Origin of the sequence: Rubellimicrobium mesophilum DSM 19309 (assembly GCF_000600335.2) — a bacterium.
Lineage (GTDB): Bacteria > Pseudomonadota > Alphaproteobacteria > Rhodobacterales > Rhodobacteraceae > Rubellimicrobium > Rubellimicrobium mesophilum.
Window position 1 is genome coordinate 1 of record NZ_KK088602.1, and the last position, 26,107, is coordinate 26,107.

Below are 26,107 nucleotides of genomic sequence, written 5' to 3' on the forward strand. Positions count from 1 at the left end.
TCGGGATCGCGGCGCGCGGCGGGCGGGCGGAGGGGCTGGCGCTCGACGTGACCGACGATCGCGCGCTGGAGACGGCGATCCGGGAGGCGGCAGCGCGGCACGGACGGCTGGACGTGCTGCACTCCCATGCCGGCCTCCAGATCCCGGGGCCGCTCGAGGAGGTGACGGCCGACGACATGGATGCCTCGTGGCGGCTGAACGTGCGGTCGCATTTCGTGGCGGCGCGGGCGGCCATGCCGATCATGCGGGCGCAGGGGGGCGGATCCATCATCATCACGGCCTCGAACTCGGGCGTGCAATACGACCGGGGGATGATCGCCTACGCCACCACCAAGCACGCCGTGGTCGCCATGGCGCGGCAGATCGCGGTGGACTACGCGCGGCACGCCGTGCGCTGCAACGCGCTCTGCCCGGGCTTCGTGGACACCCCCTTCAACGCGGGCTTCGAGGCGCAGATGGGCGGGCGCGAGGCGCTGGAGGCCTATGTCGCCGGGAGCATCCCCATGGGGCGCTGGGGCACGCCCGAGGAGATCGCGCAGGCGATCCTGTTCCTCGCCTCCGACATGTCCTCGTTCATGACGGGGCAGGCGCTCGTCGTGGACGGGGCCGAGTGCCTCTGAGCTCCCCTCACGGCTCGCGGGCGTCGAGCAGGCGGTTCCAGGCGATGAGCGCCGCCGCGCCCACACGGCGGAAGGGGTAAAGAGGGATCGGCCGGATCGGCGTGACGGGCAGGGGCAGAGCCTCGGGGTCGCCGCCGGCCAGGTAGTCCGCCAGCCGGGGGCCAAGCGCCGTCATCAGCCCCACGCCGCGACCCTGGCAGCCCACGGCGGCCAGGAGGCCCGGCTCGGGCTCGTGGACGTGGGGCAGATGGTCGGGCGTCATGGCCACCCGGCCGAACCAGCGCTTCTCGACGGCCAGGGACGGGAGGGCCGGGAACAGGCGGTGCGCCGCCCGATCGAGATGCGCCCAGTCCTCGGGCCGACGGGGCACGCCCATGCGGCCACGGCCTCCCAGGACCAGCCTCCCGTCGGCCGACTTGCGGAAGTAGACCAGGATGCGCCGGGAGTCCGAGACCGGCTGCCCGCCCGGCAGCACCAGCGCGTCCTGATCCGGGGAGAGAGGCGCCGTGGCGATCTGGAAGGAGTGGAGCCAGACCAGGCTCCGTGCGAGGCCCGGGACGAGCGCCTCGGAATGGGCGTTCGTGGCGAGGAGCACCTTCCGCGCGAGCACCTCGCCCCTCGGGGTCTCGACGATCCAGCCGCCGCCCTCGCGCCGCAGCCGCGTGGCCGGAGTCGTCTCGGCGATCTCCGCGCCGGCCTCGCTGGCCAGGCGCGCGATCTCGCAGGCGAGGGCCAGGGGGTCGATGGCGCCGGCGCGCCGGTCCCACCAGCCGCCGTGATAGCCCGCGGCGCCCGTCAGGGCCCGGACCTCCGCCGCATCCAGCAGGCGGACATCGGCGCCCTGGGCGCGCCACTGCCGGTCGCGGGCGGCGAGCCCGGCCAGCGCCGACTCGGTGTGCGCCGCCTGGATCCAGCCCTGGCGACGACGGGGCACGGCCAGGCCCTCGGCCTCGATCAGGTCGAAGACGTGGTCGGCCGTGCGCGCCACGAAGTCGACCAGGCGCTGGCCCGCAAGCGGACCGAAGCGCTCGACGAGGGTCTCGGGGTCGTATTTGAGGCCGGGGATCACCTGCCCTCCGTTCAACCCCGACGCCCCCGAGCCCACCGCGCCCCGCTCCAGCACGCGCACGCCCAGACCGGCCCGGGCCGCCTGCCGCGCGGCGGAGAGGCCCTGGAACCCCGCCCCGACGATCGCGAGGTCGACGTGCTCCCGGGGACGGAGTGGCCGGTGCGGGCTGCTCCAGCCGGGCGGGCGCCGCCAGGCGGCATCGAGGGACATGGGCGCAGCCACCATTCAGGACTCCCGGCCGTTTCGGCCACAGAAGCGGATGGGACCAGTCTTAGGGCAACTGCGCGGTTCTCTCATCTCCGACGTGAGGCGCCTCGCGCGGCGAGACCGTCCCTGCCCTTCTTCCGACGACCTCCTGCCGGGGTTCGACCAGCCACCGACTGCGGCGGCGCGCATCCGTCTCGATCATGGGGCCCGGTCCAAACGCTCGGGCAGGCCCTGCGGCTTCCGATGCGGGGGCGCCTGCCCTGCCCGAGCACCCGCTTCGGGGACGCCCGAGTCGGCAGCACCGCTCCGTCATCGGCGGCGAGGGCGTGGGTTGCCGCCCGGGCCTATTTCGCCATCCTGAGCGCCATGATCGCACGAACGACCAGCAGCGAATCCGTGGAGGGGCCGGATGGCCCGATGACCCTCACGCTCCGGGCCGGACCGGCGAGGGCCGAGATCGCGCCGGCCCGGGGCGGGGGCCTGGCCAGCCTCGAAGTCGGTGGCCGCGAGGCCCTCTCCGCCCGTGCCGGGCGACCGGAGGGAAGCCCATTCGATCTGGCCATGAACCTCCTCCTCCCGTTCTCGAACCGCATCGCGCGCCCGTTCGTCCACGAGGGGCAGGTCCATGCGTTGCCGCCCAACCTCGAGGGCGAGCCTCTTCCGATCCACGGCGACGCCTTCCAGAAGCCGTGGGACGTCGTGTCGGCGACGGACCGCGCGATCAGGCTCCGCCTCTCCGATGGCCGCTTCGGGCCCTACCTCTACGAGGCGGAGGTCACCTACGGCCTGGCCCGGCGCTCGCTCGTCGCGACCCTGGCGCTCACGAGCCGGTCCGCCTGCCCCCTGCCCTTCGGCCTGGGCTTCCACCCGTGGTTCCCGCGGACATCGGCCACGCGCCTCCGCTTCTCCGCCACGGGCTGCTGGCCGCAGGACGACCGCCATCTCCCGGCGACCGCCGAGCCCGCCCCCCTTCCGCCGGACTGGGACTTCAGCTCCCCGGCGCCCCTGCCGCCGGGCTGGATGAACGTCGCCTTCTCCGGCTGGGACGGCGAGGCCGAGATACTCCAGGACGACTCCGCCGTGCCGCTGCGCCTCTCCGCCCCCGGCCTTGCCACGCTGATCGCCTATTCACCTTCGGCCGAGGCGCCCTTCCTCTGCCTAGAGCCCGTGTCGCACCCGGTGGACGCGCACAACCTGCCCGGCCAGCCCGGCCTGGTCCGCCTCGCCCCGGGCGAGAGCCTGTCCGCGACGATGACCCTCCGCTGGGAGGCCTGACCGTCAGGCGCCCGCCCAGCGGGCCGCGAGCCGCAGGCCCGCCTCGCCGGGCCGCAGCGCCGGCGCGCGGTCGTGGATGGCGATCCCGGCCCGCAGGCCGAAGACGCGCTTGCCGTAAGCCGCCAGGTGCTCCAGCGACTGCATCCCGAACAGCGCGCCCGGCAGGAACGCCGCATAGGCGGTCTCCGCCGCGTCCTCGTCCCCGGCGGCCCAGGCCCGCCAGCAGGCCGCCACCCCGGCAGCACGTCCGGCGCGACGATGAACCCCCGGCAGCCCACGCGCAGGGAGTCCGTCATCTCCAGCCCCCCTCGCCCGTTCAGGACCGTGAGGTCCCCGCAGGCCGCGATGAAGCCCGCGAGGTCCGCCGCCGCCATCTCGGCCTTCACATGGGTGAGGTTCGGCAATCGCCCCTTCAGCGCCGCCATGTCCGCCCCCGACAGCGACCGCCCGAGATACTGGGGCGCGTTCTGGACCGCGAGCGGCAGCGTCGTCTGTTCGCCCACCCGGGCGAAGAAGTCGACGTACTCGCCTGCCCCGTAGGCTCCGGCGAGCGGCGGCTGCAGGATCGCGAGCGCCGCGCCCGCCTCGTTGGCCGCCCGGAGGATCTCCCCCTGCTCCGCCACCGAGTTCGCGGCCGCCGTGACCGAGAGCGGCAGCCCGGCTGCGTCCTCGGCCGCCCAGTCGACCACCTCCAACTTCTCGCGCAGCGAGAGCTTCCCGACTTCGGTGGCGAGGCCCAGGACCACGATCCCCTCGGCCCCGTTCGCCCGCGCATAGGCCACCTGCGCCCGCATCGCGCCCCGGTCGAGCCGCTCCCCGGCGTCGAACAGCGCGAAGAGGACGCAGTGGACCCCCGTGACGTTGGGCGTCACCATTCGGCGACGGACCCGTCCCGGTGCCGCCAGACCGGCGCCCGCCAGCGGTGGCCCACCTCCGCCGCCGCGACCACCGCCGCCTCGTCCACCTCGATCCCGAGCCCCGGCCCCGTGGGGACGTGGAGGAACCCGTCCCGCAGCGTCAGGTCGTGGCCGGGGAGGAGGTAATCCGTGACCTCCCCTCCGGTGTTGTAGTGGATGCCGAGCGACTGCTCCTGGATGAAGGCGTTGTAACAGACCGCGTCCACCTGCAGGCAGGCCGCCAAGGCGATCGGCCCCAGCGGGCAATGTGGCGCGAGCGCCACGTCGTAGGCCTCGGCCCAGGCGCCGACCCGCACCGTCTCGCTGATGCCGCCCACGTGCGCCGGGTCCGGGTTCACGACCTGCGCGATCCGCCGCTCGAAGAGGTGCTTGAACTCGGAGCGGTTGTGCATCCGCTCCCCGAAACACAGGGGGATGGAGGTGAGCCGCGACAGCCCCTCCGCCTCCTCCACCGCGCCCGCCGCCACGGCGTCCTCCACGAACAGCGGCCGCAGCGGCTCCAGCTCCCGCAGCAGCACCCGCGCCATGGGCAGGTGCACCCGCCCGTGGAAGTCGAAGGCGAGGTCCATCCGCGTCCCCACCGCCTCGCGCAGCGCGAACAGGGTCCGGATCACCGCATCCACCTTGGCGTGGGTGTCCACGATCTGCATCTCGTCGCAGATGTTGAACTTGCAGGCGTCGAAGCCCCGGCCGATCAGCGCCTCCGCCCCCTGGATCAGGTCGCGCGGGCGGTCGCCCCCGATCCAGCAGTAGCTCCGCACCCGGTCGCGCACCGGCCCGCCCAGCAGCGCATGGATCGGTTGCCCCAGCACCCGCCCCTTGATGTCCCAGAGCGCCGTGTCGATCCCGGCGAGCGCGCTCATCAGCACCGGCCCGCCCCGATAGCAGCCGTTCCGGTAGAGCATCTGCCAGATGTCCCCGATCCGGGCCGGGTCCTGGCCGATCAGGACATCCCCGAACTCGGCGATCTGGGCCGCGAGCGTCTCGGCATGCCCCTCCAGCACCGGCTCGCCCCAGCCCGAGACGCCCTCGTCGGTCTCGATCTTGAGGAACAGCCAGCGCGGCGGGACGAGAAACGTCTTCAGGGCCGTGATCCGCATCAGCCCTGCCCCGCCGCCGTGAGCCGCGCCTGCCGCCGCTCGGCCCGGACCATGCGCCACTGCCCGATGGCCACGGCGACGACCAGCAGCAGCCCCCTTGGCGACGAGTTGGTAGAAGGTCTGGATGCCCAGGAGGTTCATCCCGTTCGACAGCACGGCGAGCAGGAGGACCGCGAGCATCGTCCCCGCGACGGTCCCCTTGCCCCCCGCCAGCAGCGCCCCCCGAGGAAGACCGAGGTGATGGCCTCCAGCTCCAGCCCCGTCCCGGCCTGCGGCTGCCCCGACGACGTTCGCGCCACGAGGATCACTCCCGCGAGGCCCGAGAGCGCCCCGGCGATGGTGTAGATCGCGAGCCGCATCCGGTTGAGGTCGATCCCGGCGAGCCGCGCCGCCGCCGGGTTGCCGCCCATCGAGTAGATCGACCGCCCGAACACCGTCTGGGACATGACGAAGTGCCCGGCGATGGCCGCCACCGCCATGATGAGGAAGGCGATGGGCAGCCCCGGGAAGCCCGCGACCTGAAACAGCCGCCCCGAGCCCAGGAGCGCGAAGGTCGGGTCGAGGACGCCGACGGGCTTGCCCTCGGGCGCGATCAGGAAGGCCACGCCCCGGAAGGCCGAGAGCGTCGCCAGCGTCGCCACCACCGGGTTCACCCGCAGGTAGTTGATGATCGAGGCGTTCACGAGGCCGAGGAGCGCCCCCGCCGCGACCCCGCCCGCGACGCCGCCCACCAGCGTCCCGGCTTGCGTGACCAGCAGCGCGCAGACCACCCCCGCGACCCCCGCGATGGACCCCGCCGAGATGTCGAGCCCCGCCGACACGATCACCATGGTCATGCCCACGGCCACGAGTCCCGTGACGGCCATGTTCTGCGCGATGTTGAGCATGTTGCGCGAGGAGAAGAAGGCGTCCGACTGCGACGCGATCAGCGCCACGAGGATCGCGAGCGCGATGAGGAGCGAGAGGTTCTCCGCCCCCACGGCCTCCAGCGCCCTCTGGACCGCCCCCTTGCGCGCGCGTCCGTCCCGCGCCTCCGCCACGCTCATGCCGCCATTCCCTTGCCCAGCGCGTAGGAGACCACGAGTTCCTCCGTCGCGTCCTTCTTCTCGATGACGGGCGAGAGGCGCCCGCCGTTCATCACCACGATCCGGTCCGACAGCGCCAGGAGCTCCGGCATCTCGGAGGAGATCAGCATGATCGCCATGCCCTCCTTCGCCAGCCGGTCGATCAGCCGGTAGATCTCGGCCTTGGCGCCCACGTCCACGGCCCGCGTGGGCTCGTCGAGGATCAGGAGGCGGGGACCTGCGGCGAGCCAGCGCGACAGCACCACCTTCTGCTGGTTGCCGCCCGAGAGCTTGCCGACCTCCTGCTCCATCGAGGGCGTCTTGACGTCCAGCGCCCGGATCACCGGGGCGACCTTCTCGACCATGCGCCGGTCGCTGAGGACGCCCCACCGTGACAGCCGCCGGTAGACGGCCATGGAGGCGTTCTCGATGACGCTCCGCACCAGGATCAGCCCCTCGGCCTTGCGGTTCTCGGGCGCGAAGCCGATGTCCGCCGCGATGGCGTCCGAGGGCGAGCGGATGTCCCTCTCCCGCCCCAGCAGGCGGATCGTGCCCCCCGAGCGCGGATACTCCCCGAAGATGACCTTGGCGAGCTCGGTGCGCCCCGCGCCGACGAGGCCGCCGAAGCCCAGGATCTCGCCCGCGCGGATCGAGAAGCCCAGGTCCCGGTGCCAGCGGGAGGACAGATGGCACACCTCCAGCACGACCTCGGGGCGCGTCGTCTCCTCGCGCTTGAAGTCGTGGACCAGCTCGCGGCCCACCATGTAGCGGACGATCTCGTCCTCGTTGGTCCGCGCGGTCATGAGGTTCCCCGTCACCCGCCCGTCCTTGAGCACCACCACCCGGTCCGAGATGGCCAGCACCTCCTTGAGGCGATGCGAGACGTAGATGATGCTGAGCCCCTCGGCCTTGAGCTGCCGGATGAGCTGGAACAGCCGCTCGACCTCGTCCGAGGTCAGCGAGGAGGTGGGCTCGTCGAAGGCCACGACCTTCACGCCGGGCTTCAGGGCCGCGACGATCTCCACGATGTGCGTCTGCGCCGGCGACAGCGACCGCCCCGGCTGCTCGGGGTCCACGAGGCCCTTGAAGCCGTAGCGCCGAAGCTGGGCCGCCATGGCGTCCCGCATCGCGCCGTGGTCCACGCGGCCCAGGGAGCGGCGCGGATACTCCCCCACGAAGACGTTCTCGGCGGCCGCGATGTCGGGCACGATCTCGGGCTCCTGCCGGACCAGCCGGAAGCCGGCTCGGCGTGCCTCCAGAGGCGAGGCGTGGGAGACCTCGGCACCCCCGATCCGCACCGTCCCCTCGTCCAGACGGTAGTCGCCCGAGAGGATCTTGAGGAGCGTGCTCTTGCCCGCCCCGTTCTCGCCCACCAGGGCCACGACCTCGCCGGGGGCGACCTGCAAGGACACGTCGGCCAGCGCGCGCACGCCGGGGAAAGACTTTCCGACATGGGCGACGTCGAGGATGGGTGCGCTCATGGATGCGTCCGAAACGAAGGGCGGGCCTGCGACAGGCCCGCCCGGAGCGATGTGGTCGGCCTCAGCCGCAGGGCATGGTCGCTTCCCAGTTCTCGGGCGTGACCATGGTGGTGTTGGCGACCGTCTCGGGCGGGAGCGGCGTCCCGTTCTCGATGTGGTCGATCAGCGCGTCGGCCGCCGCCTTGCCCACGTCCACGCCCGACAGGTAGAGCGCCGAGCGGAAGCCCGTGTCGATGCCTTCCTTCCAGGGCCGGCAGGCTTCGTAGGCGCCGAGGCCCACCGCGATCACCGAGGCGGGCTCGTAGCTGGCGTTGCGGAGCGCGTTGACGACGCCCAGGACGCCCTCGTCGTTGCAGCCCACCACCACGAAGTTGTTGATGCCCGAATTCGCGGTGATGACCGGCCCGGCGGCGGTCAGCGCCACGTCGGTCGTGCCGTCATAGGGCACGGTGATGAGCTTGTCGTCGGTCACGCCCACGGCGCGGAGTTGCTCGCGCTCGGCGGTGGTGCGGTCCATGCAGACCGAGAGCGTCGAGACCTCAACCACCAGCACGCCGTAGTCGCCCGAGTCGAGCCAGCCCGAGGACTTCAGGAGCTCGGCCGCCGACTGGCCGACCTTGGTGCCCATGTCGGTGCCGTTGAAGCCCACGAAGGGGACCGGGTTGCCGCCCTCGTCCTGGATGGCGTCGTCGGTGGCAACCAGCGGCACGTTCGCGTCCGCCGCCGCCTTGGCGATGGCCGGCCCGAGCGACTGGTCCGGCACGGTGATCGCGATACCCTTGGCGCCTGCCGCGATGGCATCGGACACGGCGCTGACGGCGAGGTTCGAGTCGAGCTCCACGTTGATGGTGCGCGCCTCGTAGCCCCGGGCGGTGGCCTCGTCGGTGAAGCCCTGGGCCTGGTCGATGAAGTACTGCTGGGTGCCGGACTTGTAGATGGCGACCAGAAGGCCCTTGCTGTCCTGCGCTGCGGCGCCGGACGCGGCGACCGCAAGGCCCAGCACGGCGGCCGCCGTTCTGCGGAAGTGCATTGTCTCCTCCCTGGATGTGTTCTTATGGTCGGGGAGTATGGCTGTTTATCAGACAAAGGCAAGCCGCATGGACCGGTTGAAAGGCAAGGTGGCTCTGGTGACGGGCGCGGCGCGGGGGATCGGGGCGGCCATCGCGCGGCGGTTCGCCGAGGAGGGGGCGACGGTGGTGCTGGCCGACCTCGACGGGGCGGAGGACGAGGCGCGGGACATCGCGGAGGCGACCGGGGCGACGACGCTGGCCCTGCCTTGCGACGTGGCCGATCCGGCGTCGGTCGCGGCGATGCACGAGGCCGCCGTGGCGCGGGTCGGGGTCATCGACGTGCTAGTGAACAACGCCGGGATCAACGTCTTCCGCGAGCCGCTGAAGGTGACCGACGAAGACTGGCGGCGGTGCATGGCGGTGGACCTCGAAGGCGCGTGGCACTGCTCGCGCGTGGTGCTGCCGGGGATGCTGGCGAAGCGGCACGGGAGCATCGTCAACATCATCTCGAACCACGCCTTCACGGTGATCCGGGGGACGTTTCCCTATCCGGTGGCGAAGCACGCGCTCCTCGGCATGACGCGGGCGCTGGGGCTGGAATACGCGGGACAGGGCGTGACGGTGAACGCGATCTCGCCGGGCTACACCGAGACTCCGGCGGTGGCGGCCTACTTCGCGAGCCAGCCGGACCCGGAAGGGTTCCGGGCCGGGGTGGAGGCCAAGCAGCCGCCGGGGCGGCTCTGCCGGCCCGAGGAGGTGGCGGCGGTCGCGGTGCTGCTCGCCTCGGACGAGGCGCGGTTCATCGTGGGCGAGAACATCGTGATCGACGGGGGCGTGTCGATCCGGATGTACGAGTGAGCGGAGCGGCCCCGGCGCGAGCCGGACGGAGGGCGCAGCTTCCCCTACCCCGCCGGGCGGCGACCCAGGGACAGGGTCGTTATGGCAGAGGAAGGTTGAGAAACCGTTAACGGCCGAGAGAAAATCGCGCAGGTCGCGGCGTTCGGTCCGCTCGTAGGGCGGGGTTCACCCCACCACGCCACGCAGGCCAGCGGCGTGCCGGCCATCGTCGCAGGATGGCGGGGTGAACCCCGCCCTACAGGTCCCGCTCGATGGCCGCGCCCTACCGTCCGGCTCTTGCCAGCCCCTCGCGCGCGTCCTCCATGGCCCGGCCGATGAGCGCCCGCATGGCCCGCTCGGCCCCGTCGGCGTCGCCGGCGATCCAGGCGGCCATGACCTCGGCGTGGTGGCGGTGGCCGTCCTCCATGCCGATCATCTCGGTCTCGTAGCCCCGCGCCCGCATCTGCAGGTCGAAGAGCAGCCGCAGCGCCGCCTCGATGACGTTGAAGAGCTGGCCCAGCAGCGGCGATTCGACGGCGGCGAGGAAGGCGCGGTGGAACTCCAGGTCCGTCTCGATGAAGCGGCGGCGGCGCTCGGCGAGGTCGGGGTCCTCGTTGAGGAACACCTCGACCTTGGCGTCCCAGGCGGCGTGGATGCGGGCCCTGGCCTCGGGCGAGGCGGAGAGCGTCGCCTCGCGCACCACGCCGGGCTCAAGAACGGCGCGGACGCGCAGCAGTTCGAGGAGCAGGTCCCGCGTGTCCCCGGCCTTGATGCGCCAGTCCATCACGTCGGCGTCGAGGAGCCGCCACTCCCCGCGCGGGAGGACGCGCGTCCCGTCCGAGGTGCGGCTGCGGATCAGGCCCTTGGCGCCCAGGATGCGGAAGGCCTCGCGCACCACGGACCGGCCGACGCCCAGCTCCTCCACGAGGTCGCTCTCGCGCGGGAGGGCGTCGCCGGGCTTCCACTCCTCGCCCACGATGCGCTGCCCGAGCTCGGCCACGGTGGCGCCGAGGATGCCTCGGAACTCGATCACCCCGGCAAGCTGGCCCGCGCGGCGTCCGACCCGGCGGATGCCGGCCATAGGCTTTGCCGTCCGCCCGCTGGCGCCGTCCTCGGCCGCCGTCCCGATCTTCTTCGTCATGTCCGCCCCGGTGGTCTCTTTTGACGGTTTATCAGATGAAGTCGGGCAAGCCCAAGGCATACCTTTGCCCGAGGGCGTGACGCGAGAGGTCGGGCCAGGGACGAAGGGGGGCCGCTCGCGACTGGCGATCTCTCCACTCTTTACTCGCGGACATAATTGGTTCATGGATCAGACCATAGACCATTTTGGTGACGACGTGCACCCAGAGCTCGACCGCGCCGTTCAGGACGCCAGCGAGGAGGCCTTCCAGGTGCTGGAGCGTCTCGTCAGGGCGGCCAGCCCCGTCGGGGCCGAGCAGGCCGCGCTCGAGGTGTTCGCGGAGGCGGCCGAGCGGGTCGGCCTCCCGGTCCGGCGGCTCCCCTTCGCCGGCGGGCCCCTGGCCGATGCCCGGGCCGGGGTCGCGCCGGTTCTTGGGGCGGGACAGGCGGGCCGCTATCAGGTCCTGGCCACCACGCCCGGCGAGGGGCCGCTCCACCTTCTCCTCAACGGCCACATGGACGTAGTCCCGGCCGAGTCGCCGGGCCTCTGGACGAGGCCGCCCTTCGAGCCGCACCGCCGGGGCGGCCGCCTCTACGGGCGCGGCGCCGCCGACATGAAGTGCGGCTTCGCGGCGGGGCTGCTGGCGCTGCGGGCCCTTCGCGAGGTGGCCCCGGACCTCTTCGCGCGACGGCGGCTGGGATTCCTGGCCGTCGTGGAGGAGGAGTGCACCGGCAACGGCACGCTCCGCTCCCTCGTCGAGGACGGCGTCACCGCGCCCGAGGTCGTGGTGCTGGAGCCGACCGACCTGGGCCTGCTGACGGGGGGCGTGGGCGTGCTCTGGGCCGAGGTGACGGTGACGACCGCCCCGGGCCATGCCCATTCCTCGGGCAGCCGCCCGAACGCCGTGGACCTCGCCATGCGGCTGGTGGAGGGTCTGCGTCGATGGGCCGCCGGGATCGCCGCCGCCCACCCGGAGCCCGAGCTTCCAGGCCTCGCGCAGCCCTACGCGCTGAACCTCGGCCAGATCCGCGCGGGCGACTGGATCTCCTCCAGCCCCGCCACGGCGGTCCTCGGCCTGCGGGTGGGCTTCCCCCGCGCCTGGACGCCCGAGGAGGCCGAGGACCGCCTGCGCCGCGCCGTGGCCGGGATCGCCGCCGCCGACCCGGACCTGCTGCGCCCGCCGACCGTGACGCTGACCGGCCTGCGCGCCCGGGGGCACCTCGTGGACGCCGGCTCCCCGCTGGTGCGGGACCTCTCGGCCGCGCACCGCGACGCGCATGGGCAGGCGCCGCGCCTCCACATGCTCGCCAGCACCACCGACGCGCGCTTCTACCTCGACGAGGGCATCCCCGCCGTCTGCTTCGGCCCGACGGGGCACGACCTCCATGGGATCGACGAATCCGTGGAGCTGCAGAGCATCGTGGACGCCGCCCGGACCCTGGCCCGGTTCCTCCTGATGCGCTTCGCGGGGGACGGGCCGTGAGCGGGAAGAGCGCCGCGCTCGTCCGGTCGCCGGATGCCTCGCCCTGGGAGGCGCCCATCGTCAGCCGGCGCGTCGCCGACGACGTAGTGGACCGGCTCGTCACGGCCTTCGCGCTGGGCCTTTACGTCCCGGGCCAGCAGCTCCCGCCCGAGCGGGAGCTGGCGGGGATGCTGGGCGTGTCGCGGACCTCCATCCGCGAGGCGCTGCGGCAGCTCGGCGAGGACGGCTACCTGGAGGTAAGGCGCGGCCGGACGGGCGGGACCTTCGTCCGCTCGGACTGGGGCCCCCGGTCCGCCGAGCACGTCCGACGGCAGCTCGTGGCGCGATGGGACGAGTTCGAGGCCATCTTCGACGCCCGCACGCTGATCGAGCCGCTGATCGCCCGGACGGCGGCCGAGCGGCGGACCGAGGAGGACCTGGGACCGATCCGGGCCGCGCTGCAGGACTACCTCGACGCGCCGGACCACGACGCGTCGCGACGGGCGGACGCGCGGCTCCACCTCGCCATCGCGCAGGCCACCCACAACCGCATCCTGGTCGAGACCTCGGTGGACCTCCGGACCCGCATCGGCCTCAACCTGGGCGCCGAGCCCTACACCGACGAGGTGCGGCGCATGGCGATCCGGCAGCACCAGGACCTCGTGGCGGCCGTGGCCGAGGGGCGGGCGGAGGACGCGTCGCGGATCGCCGCCGTCCACTTCACCCTCTCGGAGACGCTGATGCGCGGCCTCGCGGAGCGGGCCGGGGGCGCCCCGTGAGCGGCCCCCTCGCCTTCGTCCTGCGCCGGGTGCTCGTCACCCTGCCCGTGCTCCTCGCCATGAGCGTGCTCGTCTTCCTCATCATTCACCTCGTCCCCGGCGATCCGGTGCGGACCATGCTCGGCTTCCGCGCGACGGACGCCACGGTGGCCGAGATGCGTCACCAGCTCGGCCTCGACCGGCCGCTGCTCGACCAGTACGTGAGCTGGCTCTCGGGCGTGCTGCGGGGCGACCTCGGGACCGACCTCGTGAGCCACGCGTCGCTGTCGGAGCTGCTGGCCCAGCGCCTGCCCGTGACCTTCGAGCTGGCGGGGCTGTCGATGCTGCTGGCGGTGCTGGTCGGCGTGCCGCTGGGGGTGAGGGCCGCGACGGGGGGCCGCTGGACGCGGCGGCTGACCGAGGGCTTCGTCGTCCTCGGGGTGAGCGTGCCGGACTTCTGGCTGGGGATCATGCTGGTGATCCTGTTCGCGGGGCTCCTCGCCTGGCTGCCGCCCTCGGGGCACGTCGCCTTCTCGGACGACCCCGTGGGGAACCTGCGCTACATGGCGCTCCCCGTCCTCACGCTCGCCACCGGCGAGGCCGCCTACATCCTGCGGACCACGCGGAGCGCAGTGGAGTCCGTGCTGGGGCGCCCCTTCGTGACCTTCCTGCGCGCCAAGGGCCTGAGCCCCCGCCGCATCGTCCAGGGACACGCCCTGCGGAACGCCGGGCCCGCCATCGTCACCGTCATCGGCATCCAGGTGGGCGTGCTGCTGGGCGGCGCCATCGTCATCGAGCAGCTCTTCGGGCTGCCCGGCGTGGGCAAGCTGATCGTGACCGGGATCACCCAGCGGAACTATCCCGTGGTGCAGGCGGGAGTCCTCGCCATCGCCACGGCGTTCATCCTCGTGTCGCTGCTGACCGACCTGATCGTCGGCTGGCTCGACCCGCGCGTCGCGGACGCCGCCTCGTGACGACGCTGGGCCTCCCCGCCGCGCCCCGGCGCGCGCCGCGCCCCCGCCGCCCCGGACGGCTGATCCTCCTCGGGCTCCTCGCCCTCCTCCTCCTCGCCGCCGCCGCCGCCGCCGCGCCCTGGCTCGCCCCCTGGGATCCGGAGGAGATGGACGTAATAGGCGTCATGGGGCCGCCCTCCGCCGCGCATCCCTTCGGCTCGGACGTGATGGGGCGCGACGTGCTGAGCCGGGTGCTCTTCGCCCTGCGGGCGAGCCTCCTCGTCTCGACCTCCGCCGTGCTCCTGTCGCTGCTCGTCGCCATCCCGCTCGGGCTGGTGGCGGGCTACTTCGGCCGCTGGGTGGACGGCGCGATCTCGCGGGCGCTCGACATGATCCTCGTGCTGCCGGCGATGCTGCTCGCCATCACCTTCATCGCCATCCTCGGGCCGGGGAGCACGGTGGCCGCCCTCGCCATCGCGGTGATCTACCTGCCGATCCTCGCCCGGGTCATGCGGACCGGCGCGCTGGTGGTGACGCGCAACGACTACGTGCTGGGCGCCCGCGCGAGGGGGGCGAGCCACCTGCGCGTCCTCCTCACCCATGTCCTGCCGAACGCCCTCGGCCCGGTGATCGTGCAGGCCTCGATCCTGGCCGCCTTCGCGCTGCAACTGGAGGCGGGCCTGAGCTTCCTCGGCCTCGGCGTGCAGCCGCCCACGCCGTCGCTGGGGAGCATGCTGGCCGACGGGAGGGACGTGCTGACGCAGGCGCCGTGGGTCGAGATCTTCCCCGGCCTCGCCATCGTCGCCGCCGTCCTTGCCTTCACGGTCCTCGGCGAGGGGCTCCGGCAGGCCTTCGACCCGGAGGGGGTGGCGGAATGACCGCGCTCCTCTCCGTCTCCGACGTCGCGATCCGCTTCGCCGGACCGGCCCGCCCGGCGGTGGACGGGGTGTCGCTGGACCTCCGGGCGGGCGAGATGTTCGGCCTCGTGGGCGAGTCCGGCAGCGGCAAGAGCACGCTCGCCAACGCCGTCCTGGGCCTCCTGCCCGCCTCCGCCACCGTGACCGGCAGCATCCGGCTGGAGGGGCGCGAGCTCCTGGGCCTGCCGGAGGAAGAGCTGCGCGCGATAAGGGGCGACGCCGCCGCGATGATCTTCCAGGACGCCTCCGCGAGCCTGGACCCGACCTGGCCCGTGGGCGACCAGATCGCCGAGACGATCCGCGCGCACCGCCCGGTGAGCCGCCGCGAGGCCGAGCGCCGCGCCCTGGAGCTGATGGCCGAGGTCGGCATCCCCGACCCCGCCCGCCGCTTCCGCGACGCGCCGCACCGCTTCTCGGGCGGGATGCGGCAGCGCATCGTCATCGCGGCGGCGCTGGCCAACGACCCGCGCCTCCTCATCGCCGACGAGCCTACGACGGCGCTCGACGTGACGATCCAGGCGCAGGTGCTCCAGCTCATCGACCGGCTGCGGCGCGAGCACGGGACGACGGTGCTGCTCATCACCCACGACCTCGGCGTGGTGGCGCAGGCCTGCGACCGGGTGGGGGTGATGCGGGGCGGGCGGCTCCTGGAGGTCGTCGCCACGGCCGACCTCTTCGCGAAGCCCTCGCATCCCTACACCCGCGCCCTCCTCGCCGCGAACCCGGCCACCGCGCCGCGCGGCAGCCGCCTCCCCGTCATCCCCCCGGAATGGAGCGTGGAGGCCCTCGATGGCTGACCTCCTGCGCGTCGAGGGGCTCCGCAAAACCTTCACCCTCGGCGGGCCGCCCTGGGCGCGGCGGCGGGTCGTGGCGCTGGACGGCGTGTCGCTGGCTCTGGGGCTCGGGCGGACGCTGGGCCTCGTGGGCGAGTCGGGGAGCGGCAAGAGCACGCTGGGGCGCTGCATCCTGGGCCTGACCACCCCCGACGAGGGCTCCGTCACCTTCGACGGGACCGAGGTCGCCTCGCTCCGGGGCCGCGCGCTCCTAGACTTCCGGCGCCGCGTGCAGCCGGTGTTCCAGGACCCCTGGGGGAGCCTCGACCCGCGCTGGACGGTGGGCCGCAGCGTGCGCGAGGCGCTGGACTGCTTCCGCATCGGCACCTCCGCCGACCGCGACCGCCGGGTGCTGGACCTGTTCCGCCGCGTGGGCCTCGACCCCGACCTCGCCGGGCGGCGGCCCACGCGCCTCTCGGGCGGTCAGCGGCAACGCGTGGCCATCGCGGCGGCGCTCGCCTCGGGCCCCGAGCTCATCGTCGCGGACGAGCCGGTCAGCGCCCTCGACATGAGCGTGCAGGCCCAGATCCTGAACCTGTTCATGGACCTGCGCCGCGACCTGGGCGTGGCCTCGGTCTTCGTCACCCACGACCTCGGCGTGGTGAAGCACGTCAGCGACGAGGTGGCGGTGATGTTCCGGGGCCGCCTCGTCGAGACCGGCGAGGTCGAGGAGGTCATGGACCGCCCCCGCCACGACTACACCCGCGCCCTCCTGGCCGCCAACCCGGCCCTCCACGTCCTGCCAGCCCCAAGGAGCCCCTGATGCCGACCGCCCACATCAACGGAGTGACCCTCAACTACACCATCGACAACGAGGAGTCGGGGGGCGAGACCGTCGTCCTCGTCAACGGCTTGGCCGACGACCTCGAGTCCTGGGGCTTCCAGATCCCCGCGCTGGTCGAGGCCGGCTTCCGGGTCCTGCGCTTCGACAACCGCGGCATCGGCAAGTCCGAGCGGCCCGCCGGCCCCTATACCTCGCGCATGATGGCGGATGATGCCAAGGCGCTGGTCGACCACCTCGGGTTCGAGGACTTCCACCTGATGGGCGTGTCCATGGGCGGGATGATCTCGCAGGAATACGCGCTGGCCTATCCCGGGGACCTCAGGTCGGTGACGCTCGCCTGCACCTACGGCAAGGCCGACGCCTTCTGCCAGACGATGTTCGCCATGTGGGCCGACATCGCCAAGACCATCGACGTGCCCTTCGTGATGCGCGACGTGGCGCTCTGGGCCTTCACCGGGCCGTTCTTCAGCGAGCGTCCGCAGGACGCCGCCGAGTTCGCCGCCGCCATGGCCTCGCTCGACATGAGCGTCGAGGCCTACCTCTCGCAACTCAACGTCATCCAGCAGCACGATGCGCTCGGCCGCGTGGGCCAGATCAAGGTCCCGACCTTCGTCCTCGCGGGAGAGGAGGACATCCTCATCCCCGTGCGCCTCTCGCGCCAGCTCCACGAGGCCGTCCCCGGCTCGCGCTGGGGCACCGTCCCCGGCGGCCATGCCTGCCTCTGGGAGACGCCCGATCCCTTCAACGCCGCCTTCGTCGACTTCGTCCGTTCCCTGTCCCGCTAGTCCCGGCCCTTCCCAGGAGATGCGTCCATGACCCACCGCCCGATCCTGCCGGCCCTGCCCCGCCGGCGCGTCCTCCAGTCCCTCGCCGCGCTGCCGCTCGCGTCGCTCCTGTCCCTGCCGGGGCACCGGGCGCTCGCGCAGGGGATCAGGGAGGGCGGCGACCTCCGCGCCGCCCTGACCGGCGAGCCCGACGTGCTCGACCCCGCCGTGTCCTCGATCTACACCGGCGCGCAGGTCTACGAGGGGATCTTCTCCAAGCTCATCGACATGGACCCGGACGGCAACTTCGTCCCCGACCTCGCCACCGCCTGGGAGCAGACGGACCCGACCACCTGGACCTTCACCTTGGTCGAGGGCGCCAGGTTCCACAACGGCGAGCCCTTCACCTCGGCCGACGTGAAGTACAGCTTCGACCGCATCCTCGACCCTGCCACGGCCAGCGCCTACGCGGGGCTCTACGGGCAGGTCGCCTCGGTCGAGACGCCGGACCCGCGGACCGTGGCGTTCAAGCTCAAGTCGGCCTTCGGGCCGTTCCTGACGAACCTCGCCGCCAACGGCCACATCGTGAACAAGACCGCCATCGAGACGGGCGACCCCGCCCGCAGCCCCGTCGGCACCGGCCCCTTCGCCTTCGTCGAATGGGTGCAGGGCGACCACATCACGCTGAAGAAGAACCCCGACTACTTCAAGCCGGGCCTGCCGCACCTCGACTCGGTCACCTTCCGCTTCATGCCGGTGGACCAGAGCCGGATCGAGGCGCTCTCGGCCGGGGAGCTCGACTGGGTGGACGCGATCCCGCTGCAGCTCGTCCCCAGCCTCAGCCAGGACCCGCGCTTCGCCTACGTCACCAGCCCCGTCGCGGGCATCCCCGACTTCCTCGCCATGAACACCCGCGTCGCCCCCTTCGACGACCCGCGCGTGCGGCAGGCCGTGGCGCTGGCCGTCGACCGCGAGGCGATCCGCCGCGTGGCCTATCTCGGCACCGGCGAGCCGGGCCTGATCGAGGTGCCGACCGGGTCGCAGTGGTACGACGAGACCGGCGTCTTCGCCGCGACCCGCGACGTGGAGAAGGCCAAGGCGCTGCTCGCCGAGGCGGGGCACGGCGACGGGCTCAGCTTCGAATACCTTGGCCTCACGCAGTATCCCGAGCTCCTGAAGACCGGGCAGGTGGTGCGCGAGCTCCTCAAGGAGGTCGGCATCGACATGGCCATCCAGGCGGTCGAGGTCTCGGTCTGGTTCGACGCCTTCTCCTCGGGCAACTACCAGATCACCAGCGCCTATCAGGAACGGACCATCGACCCCGACAACTTCTATTCGCTGGTCATCAAGTCGGGCGGGCCGGTGAACACCACCGGCTACTCCAACCCGGAGGTCGACGCCCTGATCGACCAGGCCGCCGCCAGCTCGGACATGGAGGAGCGCAAGGCGCTCTACGCGAAGATCCGGGGCATCGTCACGCAGGACGCGCCTCTGGTCTTCGTGCATTACGAGACGCTGAACTACCTGATGAACGGCAACGTCACCGGCTCGGCGATCACGCCGACGCTGAGCCTCCACATGGAGAACGTGGCCTTCACTGGTTAGGCGCCCGCGAAGGCCGTCCGGCGGCGGGAGGCCCTGCCGCGGGGCCCCCGCCGGCGCGGATCGGGCCCCCGCCGGCGATGGCCGGGGCGCGGGCTCAGGCCGTCGCGAGCCGGTCCTGAAGCGCGGCGAGCGAGGCCTGCCAGTCGGTCGCCGACTCGACCTCGCGCGCGAGGCGCAGCAGCAGGAGGTCCTCGCCGGGCCGGGCGGCGACCTGCACGCCGACGGGCAGGCCCCGGTCGTTGACCATGACGGGGAGGGAGGCGGCCGGCTGGCCGGAGAGGTTCGCGGCGGCCACGAAGGGGGCGAAGGCATAGCCCCGCGCGCTCCAGGTCGCGAGGTCGGAGCCGTTGGCCTCGAAGGCGAGGACGCCCAGGGCGGGCGGGTCCTCGCCCAGGGTCGGCGACAGGATGACGTCGAGGTGCTCCATGGAGCCGAGGACCGCCACGGCGGCCCGCGTCATGGCGAGGCGCGCGCGGAGCCAGTCGGCGGCGCTCAGACCGCGCGCGTGGTCGAGGGCGGCCCAGAGGTAGGGCTCCAACTCGTCCGGGCGGGGCTGGCGGCCGATCTCGCGCGCACGCTCCTCGACCAGGACGACCACGTCCACGGCCCAGAGGCTGTCGAACCAAGCCTCGGGCTGGGCCTCGGGCGGGAAGGCGTAGGGCTCCAGATGGTGGCCCAGGCCCTCGAGCAGGCGGGCGGTGCGCTCCGCCGCCTCCACCTGCGAGGGTCCGGCCCGACGGCCGCCCGGATCGGCGGTGGCGACCCCGATCCGCAGGCGCGGGCCGGCGGCATCGAGGCCGGCGAGGTATCCTCCCTGCGGTGGCAGGCGGCCGAGGCGCGTGCCCGTGTCGGGGCCGGCGGTGGCGTCCAGCGCGGCGGCGCTGTCCCGGACCGTGCGCGACAGGACGTGGTCCGAGTCGAGGCCGCTCGCGATCTCCTCCCAATGGGGGCCGAGGGGGTTGAGGCCCACGGAGGGCTTGAAGCCGACGACCCCGCAACAGGCCGCCGGGATGCGGATCGAGCCGCCGAGGTCCGTGCCATGGGCCAGGGGCACCATGCCCGAGGCGACCGCGACCGCCGCCCCGCCGCTCGAGCCGCCCACGGTGACGCCCCGGTCCCATGGGTTGAGGCAGGGTCCGTAGAGACGGGGCTCGGTGACGAAGTCGCCGGCGAATTCGGGGGTGTTGGACTTGCCCAGCGTGACGAGCCCGGCCCCGCGCCAGCGCTGCACCAGGGTGCTGTCGCCGCGCGGCGACGCGTCCGCGAAGAACCGCGACGCGAAGCGGGTGGGCATGTCGGCGGCGTAGAGGTTCACGTCCTTGAGCAGGAACGGGACGCCCGCCAGGGGCCGGTGCCCGGGTCCTTCCGCGTCGAGGTGCGCGGCTTCGGCGCGGGCGGCCTCGAAGCGGCGGAGGACCACGGCGTTCAGGGTGGGGTTCAGGGCCTCGATGGAGGCGATGGCGGCCTCGGTCACCTCCGTGGCGGAGACCTCGCGGCGGGCCACGAGCGTGGCGAGGTCAAGGGCGTCGAGGCGGCGGTAGTCCTGCGGCGTCATCGGGAAGGGTCTCCTCGGCCCGGGCGGGCGTTTCGGGCGGTGGCTGGCCGTTGCTGCCGTCCCCATGCCGTCGAGGGCGGGGGAGGTTCAGGCGTCGGATCAAGGCGCCATGCCCGGCGATGCGCAAGAGGGTGCGGCAGGGAACCCGACGTCCGGTCTCGTGGGGACCGCGAGGACGGCCGCCGCGGGGCGTTCCGGAGCGGGGGAGGCAGGGGCCCCTCCGACATGGCCTCGATGGCGAAGCTCGCGACGACCCCGCCGTGGAAGGCGTCGGCCGTGGCCTCGCAGGTGCGGCCGGTAACGTGATTGCACGAAACAGGTGGTGTCGCGTCGGATTCGGACCACCATGCGGTGGGAGAGGTGACCTTCAATGACCCCGACGCCATGTTCATCGAGCTCGGGAGGGACGACGCGATGATGCCCGATCATCCCAAGGCCCGCGTCGCGACCCGGACGCGCCCGCTCGCCCGCCCGATGGAGACCTTTCGATGACCCGTTTCAACCAGCCTCTCGGGGGCAACGAGATGCCGCGCTTCGGGGGTCCGGCCACGATGATGCGGCTTCCCTCCCAGCCCACGGCCGAGGGGCTCGACGCCTGCTTCGTCGGCATACCCATGGACATCGGCACCTCGAACCGCCCCGGCGCCCGGCTCGGGCCCCGCGCGATCCGCGACGAGAGCCGGATGCTGCGGCCCTTCAACATGGCCACCGGCGCCGCGCCCTTCGAGCACCTGCAGGTGGCCGACCTGGGCGACGTGGCGATCGACACCTTCGACCTCAAGAGGAGCTGCGCGATCATCACCGAGGCCTATCGCGAGGTCCTCTCGCACGGCGTCGTCCCCCTGACGCTCGGCGGCGACCACACGCTGACCTGGCCCATCCTGCGCGCCATCCGCGACCGGCACGGCCCCGTGGCGCTGATCCACGTGGACGCCCACGCCGACGTCAACGACACCATGTTCGGCGAGCGCGAGGCCCATGGCACGCCCTTCCGCCGCGCCTTGGAGGACGGGTGCCTCCGGAACGACAAGGTCGTGCAGATCGGGCTGCGCGGGACCGGCTACGCTCCGGGCGACTTCGCCTGGGGGCGCCAGCAGGGGTGGAGCGTCGTCACCGCCGAGGAGATCCACGGGCGTCCGCTCCATGGCCTCATGCAGCAGGTCCGCGCCCTTGTCGGCGATGCGCCGCTCTACCTGAGCTTCGACATCGACAGCCTGTCTCCCGGATTGGCCAATGGCACGGGCACCCAGGAGATCGGCGGGCTCATGGACTGGCAGGCGCTCCAGATCGTGCGGGGGATGGCGGGGCTGAACCTCGTCGGATGCGACCTCGTGGAGGTCTCGCCGCCCTTCGACACCTCCGGGACCACGGCGCTCACCGCCGCCAACCTCCTCTTCGAGATGCTCTGCGTCCTCCCCGGCGTGCCCCAGGACCCGCCCGGGCCGCTCCACGGGTTCAGGATCGAGTAGCCGTACCTTGCCGCTGCCTTCCCGCTTTGCCACAACTCGTCCGTCAGAGGCGGACCAACCGCCCGTCATGGGAGATCTGAGAATGAGAAGACGCACGTTCCTCGCGACCGGCGCGGTGGGCCTGTCGGCGCTCGCGGCGCCCGGACTGCTACGCGCCCAAGGCGCGCCCCTCAAGGTGGGGACCTACGGTGGCTACTTCGAGGAAAGCTTCAAGACTCACATCTACCCCGACTTTACCGCCGAGACGGGCATCGAGGTCCAGTCGATCGGCGAGCCTACGGGCGAGGCTTGGCTCGTCCAGCTCGAGCAGGCCGCCCGCGCCAACCAGGCTCCGGCGGACGTGTCGATGATGGCCCAGGTCGCCCGCCTGCGCGGCGAGCGGTCCGAGCTCTGGGCTCCCCTCGACGAAAGCAAGCTCGCCAACCTCGGAAACCTGCCCGAGCACTTCGTGCACCGCTACGCCGACGGCCGGCTCTACGGCACCGGGGCGGTGAGCTGGTACATCACCCTCGTCACCAACACCGAGGCCTATCCCGAGCCTCCGACCTCCTGGCAGGCCTTCTGGGACCCGGCCAACACCGACAAGCTCGGCCTCCTGGCGCTCGCCTCGAACTCGTTCCTGCTCGAGATCACGGCCACGACCTACTTCAATGGTACCGACATCCTCGCCACCGAGGAGGGGATCACGCAGGTCCTGACCAAGCTGGCCGAGCTCAAGCCGAACGTGCGGCTCTGGTACCGCGACGAGGGTCAGTTCCAGCAGGCGCTCGAGTCGGGCGAGATCCCGATGGGCCAGTACTACCACGACGTGACCGGACTCGCTGCCTCGCAGGGGCAGCCCGTCCGCTCGACCTTCCCGCAGGAGGGAGCGGTGCTCGACTCGGGCTCCTGGGTCGTCTCAAAAGCCTCGCAGATGATCGAGCAAGCGCAGACCTTTATTGACTACATGGCCCGGCCCGAGATCCAGGCCAAGCTCTCGCGCAACGTGGGCACCGCGCCTACGGTCAACCGCGACCTCCTCGACCTCACCGATGAAGAATTCGCGGCCGTGGGCTCGGACCTTCCGCCGATCCTGCCGCGCTATGAGCTCTACATCGATAAGGCCGATTGGGTGAACCAGAAGTGGTCCGAGATGATCACGGGCTGATCGCCCGGACGGTCCGGCCACGACCGATCGGGCCGCCTCACCAAAAGGATCTCGGATGCACGACCTGTCCCTGCGCGGCCTGACCAAGCGCTTCGGTTCGGTGGCCGCCGTGGATGACCTGACGCTCGACATCCCGGGGGGCAAGTTCATCTGCCTCCTGGGTCCCTCGGGCTGCGGCAAGACCACGCTCCTGCGCCTCGTCGCGGGGCTCGAGGAGCCCACGGCGGGCCGCATCCTCGTGGGCGGGCAGGACCAGACCGACACGCCCACGCACCGGCGCAACTTCGGCATGGTGTTCCAGTCGCTGGCGCTCTTCCCGCACCTTTCGGTGGGGGATAACGTCGCCTATCCGCTGGCCATCCGGGGCACCCCCCGCGCCCAACGGCGCGCGCGGGCCGAGGAGCTCCTGGCCCTCGTGCAGCTTCCCGGCATGGCTGACCGGCGGGTCCACCAGCTCTCGGGCGGGCAGCGCCAGCGCGTCGCCATTGCCCGGGGCCTCGCCATCGACCCCCGGCTGTTCCTTCTCGACGAGCCGCTTTCCGCGCTCGACGCCAACCTGCGCGAGCACATGCAGATCGAGCTGCGCCAGCTTCAGACCCGGCTCGGGGTCACCACCGTTGTCGTGACCCACGACCAGAAGGAGGCATTGACGATGGCGGACGTGGTCATCGTGATGGACCAGGGCCGCGTGCAGCAGATGGGCGCTCCGATGGAGGTCTACCGCAACCCCGCCAACGCCTTCGTCGCCGGCTTCATCGGCACCTCGAACCTCCTGCCGGGCCGGCTTCTCGACACTTCGACCCTGGACATCTCCGGCCAGCGCCTCGCGCTCGGCCCGGGCGACCGGGTGAAATGCCCACCCGGCCCGGCGATCCTTTCGGTTCGGCCCGAGGACGTGCGCTTCGGCCCCGACGGCCTGCCCGCCCACGTGACCTTCATTCGTGACCTGGGCGAGAGCGTACAGATCATTCTGGACCACGCAGGGCAGGAGGTGACAGCCCTCTTCTCCCCCCGTGAGCGGCCGGAGGTTGCCATCGGCCACGCTGTCACCTTGACCTTCGCCCCGGGCGGCTGCGTGGTGTTGGCGCCATGAGCGGACGCGATGCCGCGACCCCCACTTGGCTGGGCCTGATCCCGGGCGTGGTGCTTGCTGCCCTCTTCCTGGTCCCCTTCGGGATCATGCTGGCCGTTAGCGTCGCGCTCCGCGACCCCTCGGGCAGCGGCTTCTATACTTGGGGCTTCGAGCTCCAGAGCTACGCACGGGTCTTCACGTTCTTTGTAGGCCGCATCCTGTTCGTTTCCATGACCATCGCTGCGGGCGCTGCGGTCATCTCGGTGGCGCTCGCCCTGCCATTCACGGTGATCCTGGCCCAGATGTCGCGGCGGGCGCAGACGGTGATCCTTGTGATCCTCCTCTCCGTCCTGTCCCTGTCCGAGGTCATCATCGGCTTCTCCGTGTCGACGCTCCTGTCCCAGACGGCAGGAGTGGGCAACCTCCTCGCCCTGCTCCGGATCACCGAGCAGCCCCGGGCCTACACACCCAGCCTCTTTGCGCTCATGACCGGGCTCTGCTACCTGACCTTTCCCTACTCGGTCCTTGTTCTCTACCCGCCCGTGGCCCGCCTCGACCCCGAGCTGGTTGAGGCGTCCCGGACGATGGGCGCCTCGCCGCTGCGCACCTTCTTCGGCGTGACGGTCCCGCTGCTCAGGGCACCGATCTTGGGCGCGCTGATCCTGGTCTTCGTATTCGCGCTGGGCTCCTACCTGCTGCCCCAGGTGCTCGGGCGGCCCGAGCACTGGACCCTCTCCGTCCATATCACCGACCAAGCGGTCTACCAGTCGAACCTGCCCTTCGCTGCGGCGATGGCGGTCGTCCTCCTGCTCGCGGCCCTGGCGCTGGTCGGGCTCGCGCTCCTCGTCGCGCGCGAGAGGAGGGCGGCATGAGATCCCGCCTCGGTGCCTTCTACGTCGCGGTCCTGATGCTGCTTCTGGTGCTCCCCCTCGTGGTGGTTGGCGGCGTGTCGCTGAACGGCGGCCAGAACCTCCGCTTCCCGCCGCAGGATGCCTCCTTCCGGTGGTACGGCGAGCTATTTCGCGCGGCTGACTGGACGGGGCCGCTCCGGAACTCGCTCGTCATCGCAGCCGTCGCGGCGCTGATTGCAGTTGCCGTGGCGCTGCCCCTCGCTCTCCACGCCTGGGGACGCGGGGGCGCGTTGTCGCGGGTGCTCTACACTCTCGGCGTCGCGCCGTTCATGCTCCCACCCGTCATCACCGCACTGGGTTTCCTGGTCTTCTGGGTGGCGCTGGGCATGTACGGCCAGATGGCCGCGACGATCCTATCCCACGGCATCTTCCTCGTGACCCTGCCACTGGTGACGACCTCCCTCGGCCTCCAAGGGATCGACCCCGCTCTCCTCGAGGCAGCCCGGACGATGGGGGCGACCCGAGGGCAGGTTCTCAGGACCGTCGTGCTGCCGCTGGCGCTGCCCTATATCATCTCGGGCTACGCCTTCGCCTTCGTGCTGTCGCTCAACGAGTACATCATCGCCTACATGGTGGCGGGCTTCACCGTGGAGACGCTTCCCATCAAGATCTTCAACTCGCTCCGCTATGGCTACTCGCCGATCATGGGAGTGGTGTCAGTGCTGTTCGTGGGCTTAGCCATCCTGGTCTATGGAGCGATCGGGATCTTCGGCAACCTGCCGCGCCTCTTGGGCGCTGAGCAAGTAAGAGAAGGTTGAAGACGGTGCTGTCCCTTTGCGAGGCCCTGCCAGAGTAGCCGTCTTGATCAAGCCCTAGCTGCTTGCCAGCAGCGGTTGTCCCGGATCAGAGCATTGGCGAGGACGACGACCTTGCACATGACAGCGGTGATAACGAGCTTTGGTGGCTTACTGGCGGTGATGAGCCTGAGTTCATAAGCTGGGCGGAATCATATAGTCTTTTGACAGCGCCCTGGAGAGCCATTCCGCGGCTGTGCTGGGCGAGAACGCCTCCAATATCCTGTCTCCCGCTAAGTGGTTCATCCGGCAAGTCATGGTACAGTGAGCGGTGCTTTGCTGGAGAGAGGCCATGCGACAGTTGCGACTGCGTGCGTTGGCGGATGCGGAGCAGGTGGCGATCGAGCGGCTGGCCCATTCGCGGACGGCCCCCGCTCGGCAGG

At 71.8% G+C, this 26,107-nt stretch carries 24 protein-coding genes and 1 pseudogene; 17 read left to right on the top strand and 8 right to left on the bottom strand.

All coding sequences use genetic code 11. The features are described from left to right. A partial coding sequence (locus RUMESO_RS18140; RefSeq protein ID WP_037282115.1) for an SDR family NAD(P)-dependent oxidoreductase occupies positions 1-620 on the top strand: 620 nt, incomplete at its 5' end. A gap of 7 nt (positions 621-627) precedes the next feature. On the opposite strand, the gene RUMESO_RS18145 is transcribed toward RUMESO_RS18140, so the two are convergent. After that, positions 628-1,914, bottom strand: a complete 1,287-nt coding sequence (locus RUMESO_RS18145; protein WP_051521467.1) for an NAD(P)/FAD-dependent oxidoreductase — start codon at positions 1,912-1,914, stop codon at positions 628-630. A gap of 399 nt (positions 1,915-2,313) precedes the next feature. Between RUMESO_RS18145 and RUMESO_RS27425 the strand changes: the two genes are divergently transcribed. Further along, positions 2,314-3,171 (top strand): aldose 1-epimerase, encoded by an 858-nt coding sequence (locus RUMESO_RS27425; protein ID WP_037282117.1) that lies wholly within the window; start codon positions 2,314-2,316, stop codon positions 3,169-3,171. A gap of 263 nt (positions 3,172-3,434) precedes the next feature. Here RUMESO_RS27425 and RUMESO_RS27430 read toward each other — a convergent pair. The 5 genes and pseudogenes from RUMESO_RS27430 to RUMESO_RS18175 form a co-directional block, all read right to left on the bottom strand. Continuing rightward, a pseudogene (locus tag RUMESO_RS27430) lies at positions 3,435-4,046 on the bottom strand (dihydrodipicolinate synthase family protein); the annotation flags it as partial. Further along, complete coding sequence (dgoD, locus tag RUMESO_RS18160; RefSeq protein WP_245639329.1) at positions 4,040-5,368, bottom strand: galactonate dehydratase; 1,329 nt, start codon at positions 5,366-5,368, stop codon at positions 4,040-4,042. The gene dgoD and the pseudogene RUMESO_RS27430, both read right to left, overlap by 7 nt. Further along, positions 5,326-6,234 carry an ABC transporter permease gene (locus RUMESO_RS18165; RefSeq protein ID WP_051521468.1) on the bottom strand — a complete coding sequence of 303 codons (909 nt, stop codon included), beginning with the start codon at positions 6,232-6,234 and terminating at the stop codon, positions 5,326-5,328. The genes dgoD and RUMESO_RS18165 overlap by 43 nt, the downstream gene beginning before the upstream one ends. Continuing rightward, positions 6,231-7,733, bottom strand: a complete 1,503-nt coding sequence (locus tag RUMESO_RS18170; protein WP_037282119.1) for a sugar ABC transporter ATP-binding protein — start codon at positions 7,731-7,733, stop codon at positions 6,231-6,233. The genes RUMESO_RS18165 and RUMESO_RS18170 overlap by 4 nt, the downstream gene beginning before the upstream one ends. Positions 7,734-7,794: 61 nt before the next feature. Next, entirely contained in the window at positions 7,795-8,763 is a 969-nt protein-coding gene (locus RUMESO_RS18175; protein ID WP_051521469.1) for a substrate-binding domain-containing protein, read from the bottom strand. Between the two features lie 67 nt (positions 8,764-8,830). Here RUMESO_RS18175 and RUMESO_RS18180 point away from each other — a divergent pair, with 67 nt between their 5' ends. Further along, complete coding sequence (locus RUMESO_RS18180) at positions 8,831-9,601, top strand: SDR family oxidoreductase (protein ID WP_037282120.1); 771 nt, start codon at positions 8,831-8,833, stop codon at positions 9,599-9,601. Between the two features lie 262 nt (positions 9,602-9,863). Here RUMESO_RS18180 and RUMESO_RS18185 read toward each other — a convergent pair whose 3' ends face one another. Then, positions 9,864-10,721, bottom strand: a complete 858-nt coding sequence (locus RUMESO_RS18185; RefSeq protein ID WP_051521470.1) for a FadR/GntR family transcriptional regulator — start codon at positions 10,719-10,721, stop codon at positions 9,864-9,866. A 163-nt stretch (positions 10,722-10,884) separates the two neighbouring features. On the opposite strand from RUMESO_RS18185, the gene RUMESO_RS18190 reads away from it, so the two are divergent. The 8 genes from RUMESO_RS18190 to RUMESO_RS18225 are packed head-to-tail and all read left to right on the top strand — an operon-like array spanning position 10,885 to position 18,776. Then, positions 10,885-12,183 carry a M20/M25/M40 family metallo-hydrolase gene (locus RUMESO_RS18190; RefSeq protein WP_156363014.1) on the top strand — a complete coding sequence of 433 codons (1,299 nt, stop codon included), beginning with the start codon at positions 10,885-10,887 and terminating at the stop codon, positions 12,181-12,183. Beyond that, the gene (locus RUMESO_RS18195; RefSeq protein ID WP_169791200.1) at positions 12,180-12,941 is read left to right on the top strand and encodes a FadR/GntR family transcriptional regulator; all 762 of its coding nucleotides are present in this window, start codon (positions 12,180-12,182) and stop codon (positions 12,939-12,941) included. The genes RUMESO_RS18190 and RUMESO_RS18195 overlap by 4 nt, the downstream gene beginning before the upstream one ends. Next, positions 12,938-13,894 (top strand): ABC transporter permease, encoded by a 957-nt coding sequence (locus RUMESO_RS18200; RefSeq protein ID WP_037282121.1) that lies wholly within the window; start codon positions 12,938-12,940, stop codon positions 13,892-13,894. Before RUMESO_RS18195 ends, RUMESO_RS18200 begins: the two co-directional genes overlap by 4 nt. Then, positions 13,891-14,751 (top strand): ABC transporter permease, encoded by an 861-nt coding sequence (locus RUMESO_RS18205; protein ID WP_082484278.1) that lies wholly within the window; start codon positions 13,891-13,893, stop codon positions 14,749-14,751. Before RUMESO_RS18200 ends, RUMESO_RS18205 begins: the two co-directional genes overlap by 4 nt. Next, positions 14,748-15,587 carry an ABC transporter ATP-binding protein gene (locus tag RUMESO_RS26510; protein ID WP_051521472.1) on the top strand — a complete coding sequence of 280 codons (840 nt, stop codon included), beginning with the start codon at positions 14,748-14,750 and terminating at the stop codon, positions 15,585-15,587. Before RUMESO_RS18205 ends, RUMESO_RS26510 begins: the two co-directional genes overlap by 4 nt. After that, positions 15,580-16,386 carry an ATP-binding cassette domain-containing protein gene (locus RUMESO_RS26515; protein WP_051521473.1) on the top strand — a complete coding sequence of 269 codons (807 nt, stop codon included), beginning with the start codon at positions 15,580-15,582 and terminating at the stop codon, positions 16,384-16,386. The genes RUMESO_RS26510 and RUMESO_RS26515 overlap by 8 nt, the downstream gene beginning before the upstream one ends. Continuing rightward, a complete protein-coding gene (locus RUMESO_RS18220) occupies positions 16,386-17,192 on the top strand; it encodes an alpha/beta fold hydrolase (RefSeq protein ID WP_037282122.1) in 807 nt (268 codons plus the stop codon). The genes RUMESO_RS26515 and RUMESO_RS18220 overlap by 1 nt, the downstream gene beginning before the upstream one ends. Positions 17,193-17,219: 27 nt before the next feature. Continuing rightward, positions 17,220-18,776 (top strand): ABC transporter substrate-binding protein, encoded by a 1,557-nt coding sequence (locus RUMESO_RS18225; protein ID WP_037282123.1) that lies wholly within the window; start codon positions 17,220-17,222, stop codon positions 18,774-18,776. A gap of 94 nt (positions 18,777-18,870) precedes the next feature. On the opposite strand, the gene RUMESO_RS18230 is transcribed toward RUMESO_RS18225, so the two are convergent. After that, a complete protein-coding gene (locus tag RUMESO_RS18230; protein WP_051521474.1) occupies positions 18,871-20,331 on the bottom strand; it encodes an amidase in 1,461 nt (486 codons plus the stop codon). A gap of 360 nt (positions 20,332-20,691) precedes the next feature. On the opposite strand from RUMESO_RS18230, the gene RUMESO_RS27955 reads away from it, so the two are divergent. The 6 genes from RUMESO_RS27955 (at position 20,692) to RUMESO_RS18255 (ending at position 25,688) form a co-directional block, all read left to right on the top strand. After that, a complete protein-coding gene (locus RUMESO_RS27955; protein WP_281177581.1) occupies positions 20,692-20,823 on the top strand; it encodes a hypothetical protein in 132 nt (43 codons plus the stop codon). After that, a complete protein-coding gene (speB, locus tag RUMESO_RS18235) occupies positions 20,820-21,800 on the top strand; it encodes an agmatinase (RefSeq protein ID WP_051521475.1) in 981 nt (326 codons plus the stop codon). The genes RUMESO_RS27955 and speB overlap by 4 nt, the downstream gene beginning before the upstream one ends. An 82-nt stretch (positions 21,801-21,882) precedes the next feature. Then, positions 21,883-22,947 carry an ABC transporter substrate-binding protein gene (locus RUMESO_RS18240; protein ID WP_211262926.1) on the top strand — a complete coding sequence of 355 codons (1,065 nt, stop codon included), beginning with the start codon at positions 21,883-21,885 and terminating at the stop codon, positions 22,945-22,947. A gap of 55 nt (positions 22,948-23,002) precedes the next feature. Beyond that, a complete protein-coding gene (locus RUMESO_RS18245) occupies positions 23,003-24,040 on the top strand; it encodes an ABC transporter ATP-binding protein (protein WP_037282126.1) in 1,038 nt (345 codons plus the stop codon). After that, entirely contained in the window at positions 24,037-24,891 is an 855-nt protein-coding gene (locus tag RUMESO_RS18250; protein WP_037282128.1) for an ABC transporter permease, read from the top strand. Before RUMESO_RS18245 ends, RUMESO_RS18250 begins: the two co-directional genes overlap by 4 nt. Further along, positions 24,888-25,688: an ABC transporter permease gene (locus RUMESO_RS18255; RefSeq protein WP_037282130.1), complete on the top strand. Its 801-nt coding sequence runs from the start codon at positions 24,888-24,890 to the stop codon at positions 25,686-25,688. The genes RUMESO_RS18250 and RUMESO_RS18255 overlap by 4 nt, the downstream gene beginning before the upstream one ends. Positions 25,689-26,107: the final 419 nt, after the last annotated feature.